General features: G+C 71.4%; 10 protein-coding genes. 3 read left to right on the top strand and 7 right to left on the bottom strand.

Going from position 1 to position 8,876, the window contains the following annotated elements; all coding sequences use genetic code 11:
* Positions 1-262: 262 nt before the first annotated feature.
* Positions 263-1,324: a right-handed parallel beta-helix repeat-containing protein gene (locus RIM90_RS27215; protein ID WP_309063401.1), complete on the top strand. Its 1,062-nt coding sequence runs from the start codon at positions 263-265 to the stop codon at positions 1,322-1,324.
* A gap of 63 nt (positions 1,325-1,387) precedes the next feature.
* Positions 1,388-2,416 (top strand): methyltransferase, encoded by a 1,029-nt coding sequence (locus RIM90_RS27210; protein ID WP_309063400.1) that lies wholly within the window; start codon positions 1,388-1,390, stop codon positions 2,414-2,416.
* Between the two features lie 86 nt (positions 2,417-2,502).
* Here RIM90_RS27210 and RIM90_RS27205 read toward each other — a convergent pair whose 3' ends face one another.
* The 7 genes from RIM90_RS27205 to RIM90_RS27175 form a co-directional block, all read right to left on the bottom strand.
* Entirely contained in the window at positions 2,503-2,838 is a 336-nt protein-coding gene (locus RIM90_RS27205; protein WP_309063399.1) for a TcmI family type II polyketide cyclase, read from the bottom strand.
* Between the two features lie 25 nt (positions 2,839-2,863).
* Positions 2,864-3,346, bottom strand: coding sequence for an SRPBCC family protein (locus RIM90_RS27200; protein ID WP_309063398.1), 483 nt, complete (start codon positions 3,344-3,346; stop codon positions 2,864-2,866).
* A 2-nt stretch (positions 3,347-3,348) separates the two neighbouring features.
* On the bottom strand, positions 3,349-3,609 hold the full coding sequence (locus RIM90_RS27195; protein WP_309063397.1) for an acyl carrier protein: 261 nt from the start codon (positions 3,607-3,609) through the stop codon (positions 3,349-3,351).
* 26 nt (positions 3,610-3,635) lie between these two features.
* Positions 3,636-4,883, bottom strand: coding sequence for a ketosynthase chain-length factor (locus RIM90_RS27190; protein ID WP_309063396.1), 1,248 nt, complete (start codon positions 4,881-4,883; stop codon positions 3,636-3,638).
* The gene (locus tag RIM90_RS27185; RefSeq protein ID WP_309063395.1) at positions 4,880-6,148 is read right to left on the bottom strand and encodes a beta-ketoacyl-[acyl-carrier-protein] synthase family protein; all 1,269 of its coding nucleotides are present in this window, start codon (positions 6,146-6,148) and stop codon (positions 4,880-4,882) included. The genes RIM90_RS27190 and RIM90_RS27185 overlap by 4 nt, the downstream gene beginning before the upstream one ends.
* Positions 6,145-6,612 carry a cupin domain-containing protein gene (locus tag RIM90_RS27180; RefSeq protein ID WP_309063394.1) on the bottom strand — a complete coding sequence of 156 codons (468 nt, stop codon included), beginning with the start codon at positions 6,610-6,612 and terminating at the stop codon, positions 6,145-6,147. The genes RIM90_RS27185 and RIM90_RS27180 overlap by 4 nt, the downstream gene beginning before the upstream one ends.
* 70 nt (positions 6,613-6,682) lie before the next feature.
* On the bottom strand, positions 6,683-7,807 hold the full coding sequence (locus tag RIM90_RS27175; RefSeq protein WP_309063393.1) for a SchA/CurD-like domain-containing protein: 1,125 nt from the start codon (positions 7,805-7,807) through the stop codon (positions 6,683-6,685).
* A gap of 233 nt (positions 7,808-8,040) precedes the next feature.
* Here RIM90_RS27175 and RIM90_RS27170 point away from each other — a divergent pair.
* Positions 8,041-8,876 (top strand): FAD-dependent monooxygenase (locus RIM90_RS27170; protein WP_309063392.1); only part of this gene is annotated, 836 nt, incomplete at its 3' end.

Here is an 8,876-nt window from a genome sequence, read left to right as displayed (position 1 = left end):
AATACGTGCTCGATAGGAAGCACTTCCGAGCAGGATCGAGCATCACGGATGCCGTCGCCGAGCTCGCGCAGGGCGCGGATCACGCCGAAGGCCGTCCCGTCGCCCGGCACGGACACCGCGGTCCACGAACTCCGCGGTGGCATCGGGCATCCGGCCCAGGGCCGGCCCGCCGCGGCCTCCGGCGTGTCGCGCCGGCCGCCGCACCTGCCCGCCTGGGTGATCACCGGTGGCGGGGCGCAACCCCCGCTCATAGCTTCGGCACATGACCAGACGACACATCGCGTATCTCGCGTGCGCCACCGCCGCCGTGGCCGCGGGGCTGGGTGCCGCACCCTCGACCGACGCCCCGACCGTGCACCGCGTGCAGCCCGGGGAATCGATCCAGAAAGCCGTGGACGCCGCGAAGCCGGGGGACACCGTCCTCCTCGCACCCGGAACCCACAAGGAGAGCGTCGACATCACCGTGTCGAACCTGACCCTGCGCGGTCACGGCGCCCACCGCACCGTCCTGGTGCCCGGCACGGACTCCGGCAGGAGCGCCTGCGCCAAGGCGGGGAACGGCATCTGTGTGACCGGCACCGACAAGAAGCCCGTCGAGCGGGTCACCGTACGCTCGTTGACGCTGCGGGGCTTCGAGAAGAACGGGCTGTGGGCCACCGGGACCGACCGGCTGAAGGTCCAGCAGGTGACCGCCGAGAAGAACGGCCAGTGGGGCATCGCCGAGGAGCGCTCCGTACGCAGCGTGCTCACCCACAACGCCGTCGAGAAGAACGGCGACGCCGGACTGTTCGTGGCCAACACCACCGACACCGAGGAAGGTGCCCGGGACGCCGGGAAGACCGTGATCCAGCACAACCGGATGGCCGACAACCGGGTCGGCGTCACCGTGCGGCGGCTGCGGAACCTGACCGTCGACCGCAACGAGGCCACCGGAAACTGCGCCGCCGTGTTCGTGGTGGGCGACGAGTCCGAGCCGCGCGCCGGCGCGCTGAGCGTGACGCGGAACCACATCCACGCCAACAACAAGTACTGCCCCAAGACGCCGCGGCTGCCCTTCCTCCAGGGCTCGGGCATCGTCCTCACCGGCGCCGAGGAGACGCTGGTGGCCTGGAACCGGGTCGAGAACAACAAGGGCACGTCCCCGCTGTCCGGCGGCATCGTGCTCTTCAAGAGCCTCGTCGGCGCGCCCAACGAGCGCAACGAGATCCGCGACAACCTGGTGACGGGCAACAGCCCGGCGGACCTGGCCGACCGGGACACCGCCAAGACCAACACGTTCAGCCGCAACACCTGCACGCTCTCCGAGCCCGCAGGAATGTGCTGACCGGCCCGTCCGCCCCGTCCTCCCACCCCCACAGAGAGCACGACAGCAGAAGCGAGGCAACGGATGACGACCGCTGATCCGGCTCCCCCGCCGCCCATGCGGCTGCGGGAGCTCGTATTCGGGGCGGCGTGCGCCGCCGCCGTACGCGCGGCCGTCCGCCTGGGCGTGGCGGACGCGCTGGACGACACTCCCATGACCGTGGACGACCTGGCGGCGGCGGTGAAGACCCAGCCGCACACCCTGCGGCGGCTGCTGCGCGCGCTGGCCTGCCAGGGCGTCTTCGCCGAGAACCCCGACGGCACGTTCGAGCACACCGAGATGTCCCGGCTGCTGCGCGAGGACGATCCGCACAGCCTGCGCTACATCGCCCTGTGGTGCACCGAGCCGTGGACCTGGAACGTCTGGCCGCTGCTCGACGAGGCCGTGCGCTCCGGCCGAGGCGTCTTCGAGGACGTGTACGACCGGGAGTTCTTCGAGTACCTCAACGAGGCGGCCCCCGAGTCCGCGCACGTGTTCAACCGGGCCATGACGACGTCCAGCGAGCAGTCCGCGCGCGACGTCGCCCGGCTGCTCGACCTCGACGACGCCTCCTCGGTCGTGGACATCGGGGGCGGCCAGGGGCACGTCCTGGCCGGCCTCCTGGAGAAGTACCCCCACCTCCACGGCACCCTGCTCGACCTGCCGGGCGTCGTCGAGAACGCCGACCCGCGGCTGCGCGAGGGCGGCGCGCTCGCCGACCGCGCCGAGGTCGTCGCCGGGGACTGCCGCGAGGACGTCCCCGTCCGGGCGGACGTGTACCTCATCAAGAACGTCCTGGAGTGGGACGACGACAGCACCCGCAGGGCCCTGGCCAACGTCCGCGGGGCGGCGCGTCCCGGGGCCCGGGTCGTCGTCATCGAGAACCTGGTGGACGACACCCCGTCGATGCGGTTCACCACCGCCATGGACCTGCTGCTGCTCCTCAACGTCGGCGGCGCGAAGCACACCCGGCAGAGCATGACCGACCGCCTGACCGACGCGGGTCTGGACATCCAGGGGATCCAGCCGGTCAACGCCTATCTCCACGCCTTCGAGTGCACCGTCCCCGGCTGACCCGCACACGCGGCCCACCCCGAGGCCGCCGGCTCCGCGACTGACGCGGGACCGGCGGCCTCGGAGTTGTTCACCGAGCGCTCCGTTCAGGAGCCGGCGCCGCGCTCCCAGCGGTAGAAGCACTGCGCCATGGCGTCCTTCGGGCTGCGCCAGGTGGCGGGGTCGTACGGACTGACGTACGCCTCCAACTGCTCGCTGATGCTGCGGAACTCGGGGTGCGAGGCCACCTTCGCGATGGCGGGCGCCGGGTCCTGCTCGGCCTCGATGAGGTGCAGGTAGACGTCGTCACCGAACTGGAAGAGGCTGCGCCGGCTGACGCCGACCAGGTGGGGCAGTTCGCCCCGGTCGGAGGCGGCGAACACGTCGGCGATCTTCGGCGCCGAACCGGGCGCCATCCGGGCGACGATGAGGGCGTGGTGCATCGGGTGCGTCCTTCCTGGCCGGCGCTCAGCGGGAGGACGCGACGGACGCGTCCTCGCGCTCGCGGGCGATCTGCTCGATCCGGTCCCGGATGAGGGCCATCTGCGTGCGGGAGTTGCGGTTGATGTTGTCCGTCATCCACGCGTCGTCGACCGGGGCGTCGGGCTTCATCGCGAAGTCCTGGATCCAGCGCATCTGGACGCCGTCCGGCAGCTGCGCGTACTCCCACAGGATGTCCATGTGCGCGAAGGGACCCGTCTCGACGCGGCGGGCGCGCACGGTCCGCTTCCGGCGGTCCGGGGTGCGCTCCGAGACCCAGCTCCACACCTTCCCGTTCTCGTCCGGGTGCATGGTCAGCCGGAACGTCGTCGTGTCGCCCTCGCGGGAGAGCACCTCGACGGAGGCGTACTCGCTGAAGAGGTTCGGCCAGTTCTCGAGGTCGTTGGTCATCTCCCAGACGAGGTCGAAGGGAGCGTCGATGGTGATGCTGTTCTCGGTGTGTCCGGCCACTTTCAGGCTCCAGCCGTGAGGGTGGTGTTGACGAGGTCCAGGAACTCCTGGGGCGTTTTGCAGCGCTCCGAGTCGGGGGGAAGCGACCGGCCGTACCGGTTCTCCAGCTCGCCGACGATGCCGAGCAGGCCGAGCGAGTCGAGGCCGAAGGAGTCGAAGGGGGACTGTGCGGCCTGCCGCAGTTCCTGGGGGTCGACGGTGACGCCGGCCGCCTTCTTCATCAGGGCGGCCAGTTCGTCGAAGGTCACTTCGGTGGTGATCATGGGGGACTGCTCCTTCCCCGCCCGTCCTACCGGGCGGATTCGCCGCCGCGGCGCACGAGCAGCGCCGCGTTGGAGCCCATCAGTCCTCTGCTGAGGACGAGGGCGGTGCGCAGCTCGGCGGGGCGAGCGCGCGACATCACCAGGTCGAGGTCGTGGCAGATGTCGGACACGTTGGGCGTGGGCGGCACCTGACCGTGTTCCATGGCGAGCACCGCGGCCACCGTGTCGAGCACGGGCGCCGCGCAGTGGGCGCGCCCGATGCCGGTCTTGGGCGCGGTGACGGGCACGCGGGTGCCGTGCGCGCCCAGGGCGTCGGCGATCGCCAGCGCCTCGGCGCGGTCCGCCTCCGGGACGCCCAGGGCGTCCGCGAACACCACGTCGACCTCCTCCGGGGCACAGCCCGCCTCGTCGAGGGCGCCGCGGATCGCACGGGCGAGACCCTCCCGGGACTCCTCCCAGCGGGAGGCTCCGGTGAAGGTGGCGGCATGACCGGCCACGGTGGCCCGGACGGGCACCCCGCGCTCCCGGGCCCGGTCCTCGTCCTCGACGACGAGCAGGGCGCCGCCCTCGGCGGGAACGAAGCCGCAGGCGTCCGCGGTGAACGGGCGGTAGGCACGGTCGGGGTCGTCGACGGTGCTGAGCTCGGGGTAGCCGAGCTGGCACACCATCGAGTACGGGGCGAGAGGCGCCTCCGCGGCGCCCACGATCATCGTGCCGGTGCCGCGCCGCACCGCGCGGGCCGCGTGCGCGAGGGAGTCGAGACCGCCCGCCTCGTCGCTCGCCACCACCCCGCACGGCCCCTTGAAGCCGCCGCGGATGGAGATCTGGCCGGTGCTCGCCGCGTAGAACCAGGCGATGGACTGGTACGGGCCGACGAACTTCGAGCCCTGTCCCCACAGCTTCTGCAGCTCGCGCTGGCCGAACTCGCCGCCGCCCGAACCGGCGGCGGTCACCACGCCGACGGAGAACGGCTCCGCGGGATCACCGCTGCCGAGGCCGGCGTCGTCGAGGGCGAGGGCGGCCGCGGCCATCGCGAAGTGGCTGAACCGGTCGGTCTGGACCAGGAACCTGTCCTCGATGAGGGCCGTCGCGTCGAACGCCCGGACCTCGCCCGCGACGCGGAGCGGCAGGTGGCCGCAGCCCTCGCGGGTGATCCGGTCCAGTACGGGGACGCCTTCGCTGACGGACTTCCAGTAGGCGTCGGTCCGCAGTCCGTTGGGCGCGATCACACCTATGCCGGTGACGGCCGCGCGCCGGGGGCGCTGAGTGCTCATCGTGTCCTCCCGCCCGGCCCGGTCAGCAGCACCGCGGACTGGAAGCCGCCGAAACCGCTGCCGACGGAGAGCACGTTCCTCAGCTTCCGCGGGCGGGCGGTGCGCGGCACGTAGTCCAGGTCGCACTCCGGGTCTGGGGTCTCGTAGTTCGCCGTCGGCGGCACGACCTGGTGCTGCAGCGCGAGGACGCAGGCGACCACCTCGATGGCGCCGATCGCGCCCAGTGAGTGCCCCACCATCGACTTGATGGAGCTCATGGGCGTGTCGTACGCGTGCGCGCCCAGGGACCGCTTCACCGCGGCCGTCTCGTGCCGGTCGTTCTGCCGGGTGCCGGAGCCGTGCGCGTTGACGTAGTCGATCCGTGTGGGATCGATCCGGGCCTGGTCGAGCGTGGTGTCGATCGCCCGGGCCATCTCCAGTCCCTCACTGGTCAGACCGGTCATGTGGTAGGCGTTGCCGTAGGTGGCGTAGCCGCTGATCTCGCAGAGGACCTCCGCGCCGCGGGCCCGGGCGTGCTCGTACTCCTCCAGGACGAGCACGGCCGCGCCCTCGCCCATCACGAAGCCGTCGCGGTGGGCGTCGAACGGCCGGGAGGCGTGCTCGGGGTCGTCGTTGTTGGGCGAGGTCGCCTTGATGGCGTCGAAGCAGGCCATCGTGATCGGGGAGATCGGCGAGTCCGACGCCCCCGCGATGCAGACGTCGGCCCGGCCCTCGGCGATGGTGTGGAAGCCGTAGCCGACCGCGTCGAGCCCGGAGGTGCAGCCGGTGGAGACCGTCTGCACCGGGCCCCGGGCGCCGAACCGCTCGGCGACGACCGAGGCGAGCGTGCTCGGCTGGAACGCCAGGTGCAGCTGCGGCCCGGCCGCCCGGTGGTCGACGTCCCAGCGTTTCCCGTGCTCGCTGACCAGCACGTAGTCGTGCTCCAGGCGGGTGGTGCCGCCGACCGCGCTGCCCAGGGAGACGGCGGTGCGCCACGGGTCCCCGGCCCCGACGTCGAGCCCGGCGCCGCGGACGGCCTCCCCGGCGGCGACCACGGCGAACTGGATGTACCGGTCCGCGTGCTGGCACAGGTCCGCGTCCAGGCCGTGCTCGTACGGGTCGAAGTCGCACTCGGCGGCTATGCGTGAGCGCAGCCCCGCCGGATCGAACAGGGAGATGCCGCGCGTCGCGGTGCGGCCGGCCGCGAGGAGGTCCCAGAAGGCCGGTGCGCCGATGCCGCCGGGAGCGACCACGCCTACACCGGTGACGGCCACTCGCCGGGTCATTTTATGGCTCCACTGGGCTCGGACGGCCGGCCGTGCTCCGGCCCGCCGACCGTCAACTGCGGCCCGGCCGCCGCGCCTTCGGTCTCCTCGGTGTCGACGTGGCCGAGGCTCGGATGCGGGGCGAGCGGACCGAGGTGGAAGACCATGCGGGCCTCCTGGTCGCCGACGTTGCGGAAGCGGTGCCGCATGTCGACCGGGATCATCAGCCCCTGGTCGGCCCGGAGCGGGAACGGCTCGCCGTCCAGGTCCACCTCGAGCGCGCCGCTGACGACGTACACGAACTCCTCGGAGTACGGGTGGTAGTGCTCGCCGATGCGCTCGCCGGGCTGGATGATGGCCAGGCCCATGAAACCGCTGGTGGATCCCACGGTGGCCGGTGTGAGCAGGGTCCTGAGGTCACCTCCGCGCCTTCGGTTGGGTTCCGTCTCGCTCAGGTCCACGATGCGTGGATGCTGCTTGGACATGGTTGATACCTCCGGATGGGAGCGGTGAGGCCGAGACGGACACGGCCGCGGACGTCACCGCGGTCGACCGTCAGGAATCCGCAGAGCTGCGGTCGGTGACGGGCATCATGTCGGCGTGTGCCAGGAGCCGGTTGAGGTTGCGCTCCGAGTCCAGGGAGCCCTCGACGCCGATCGCGGCGCCGTCCAGGAGCCGCTCCAGCTCGGCCGCCTTGCCCGGGCCCTTGATGCCGAGGGCGGAGACCGGGTCGAGATCGAGTTCGCCGGTGACGTCGATCATGCGGGTCACGATGTCGTCGCGCTGGAAGACGGTGCTCGCGTACACCGGGCTGTCCGGGTCGTCCGCCGCGGCCTCGTCCTGGTGGGCGAGGAACCGGGCCAGCTCCAGGCCGCGGCCCGCCACGGCCGGGTAGTACAGCATGTGCCGCCGCAGGTGGTCGGGTTGCGGGCGACCGGACACCACGTGCTGCATGGCCGGGAGCGCCGCCCGGGTGAAGAACACCCGCGCGGAGTCGGAGTCGCTCAGGTCCCGGTCATGCTCCAGGTAGGGGTTGATGGCCTCTTCCACGGCCTGTACCTGGGGCTGACTGGCCACGTGGCACAGCGTGGCCAGCAGGTCGCCCTTCACCTCCACGGCCCGCACGACGCGGTTGCCGTGCATGAAGAGGGAGGTGCGGTGCAGTCGCGTGACGCCGTTGATCCGCGTCTCGGGCGCCTCGTAGTTGGCCAGGATGTCCACGACCTTGGACTCGGTGCCCGGCTTGACGGTGAAGGTGAGGGCGTGGCGGGTCACACCGGCGCCCACGCGGGCCGTCTTCTGGAGGCCCGTCTTCGCGGCCTCGGGGGTGAGCGGCCGCTTCGGGTGGGTCTCGCGGAGGATGCTGTAGCGCATCGACCGGGTGTCCCGTACGCAGCTGTGCATCGGCCGGACGAGCTCGATGTGCTCCTCGCTGTTCACCCAGGCGAGGAACGGCAGGGCGCTCTCCCACTCGCTGGTGATCAGCCACTGCGAGGGGTTCTCGATCGACTGGCACAGCTGGTCACTGATGTGGCCGGGGACGGACGCGACCTTGTTGCGCATGTGCTCGTACGCGTCGAGGAACTGCTCCTGAGCCCCCTCGTACAGGTCGAGCAGCAGGATCACCCGCAGCCTCGAGCCGTCGAACGCCGACTGCGATACGCGTGCCGACATGGTCATTCCGGCGCACCTCTCCTCTTCTTCGGAAGGTCAGGAACGACCGCCGTGTCCGAAGGGCCGGGGTCGCCATGAGTCGATCGTTGACGCGACTTTCCGGTGTGCGCGAGCGACACGGGGCAGGTGGGTGAACCGCGCGCCATCCGGGTGCCGCCGGGACGCGAACCGGTCCGCACCGGGCATGAAAGGTGCGTCCCTTTCCCCAGCCCGTCGAGGGCGATGCTGGAGGCGTTTCAATGAATCGATCGGATACGGCCGGCGAGGCGGATCACCGCACGCCGGTCCTCATCGTCGGCGGCTCTCTGGTGGGCCTGTCCATGTCCCTGTTCCTGGGGCGCCTCGGCGTGCCGCACATGCTCGTCGAACGCCACGCGGGCACGTCGATCCACCCGCGCGGACGGGGGAACAACGTACGCACCATGGAGCTGTTCCGGACGGCCGGGCTCGAGCAGCGCATCGGCCGGGCCGCGTCGGTCCTGGCCGAGAACCACGGCATCCTGCAGACCCCGAGCCTGGTGGGCGACGCCGGCGAGTGGCTGCTCCAGGAGATCGACCCCGGCGGCAAGCTCGCCCGCTTCAGCCCCAGCGGGTGGTGCCTGTGCAGCCAGAACGACCTGGAGCCGGTGCTCCTCGAGGGAGCCCGCGAGCTCGGCGGGGACCTGCGCTTCGGGATGGAGATGATGTCCTTCGAGCAGGACGCCGAGGGTGTGACGGCGCTGGTCAAGAGCCGGGAGACCGGCGAGCACACCACGATCCGGGCGGACTACCTCGTCGCCGCCGACGGCCCGCGCAGCCCCGTCCGCGAGTCGCTGGGCATCGGGCAGAAGGGCCCGGGCGACCTGTTCCACAACGTGAGCCTCACGTTCTCCTCCCGCGACCTCGCCGGCATCGTCGGCGACCGGAAGTTCATCGTCTGCTACCTGACCAACCCGGAGGCCGACGGAGCCCTGCTGCCGGTGGACAACCGGGAGCACTGGGTGTTCCACGCCCCCTGGCACCCCGAACACGGCGAGACGCTGGAGGAGTTCACCGACGAGCGGTGCATCGCCCACATCCGGCGGGCCGTCGGCGC

Source organism: Streptomyces sp., from assembly GCF_031181555.1.
GTDB classification, from domain to species: domain Bacteria; phylum Actinomycetota; class Actinomycetes; order Streptomycetales; family Streptomycetaceae; genus Streptomyces; species Streptomyces fimbriatus.
This window is presented reverse-complemented; position numbering and strand designations above follow the sequence as displayed.

Excerpts from the sequence above, each read along its gene's own strand:
- RIM90_RS27210 (WP_309063400.1), top strand. The coding sequence starts at position 1,388 with ATGACGACCGCTGATCCGGCTCCCCCGCCGCCCATGCGGCTGCGGGAG.
- RIM90_RS27205 (WP_309063399.1), bottom strand. The coding sequence starts at position 2,838 with ATGCACCACGCCCTCATCGTCGCCCGGATGGCGCCCGGTTCGGCGCCG.
- RIM90_RS27195 (WP_309063397.1), bottom strand. The coding sequence starts at position 3,609 with ATGATCACCACCGAAGTGACCTTCGACGAACTGGCCGCCCTGATGAAG.
- RIM90_RS27175 (WP_309063393.1), bottom strand. The coding sequence starts at position 7,807 with ATGACCATGTCGGCACGCGTATCGCAGTCGGCGTTCGACGGCTCGAGG.
- RIM90_RS27190 (WP_309063396.1), bottom strand. The coding sequence starts at position 4,883 with ATGAGCACTCAGCGCCCCCGGCGCGCGGCCGTCACCGGCATAGGTGTG.
- RIM90_RS27180 (WP_309063394.1), bottom strand. The coding sequence starts at position 6,612 with ATGTCCAAGCAGCATCCACGCATCGTGGACCTGAGCGAGACGGAACCC.
- RIM90_RS27185 (WP_309063395.1), bottom strand. The coding sequence starts at position 6,148 with ATGACCCGGCGAGTGGCCGTCACCGGTGTAGGCGTGGTCGCTCCCGGC.
- RIM90_RS27215 (WP_309063401.1), top strand. The coding sequence starts at position 263 with ATGACCAGACGACACATCGCGTATCTCGCGTGCGCCACCGCCGCCGTG.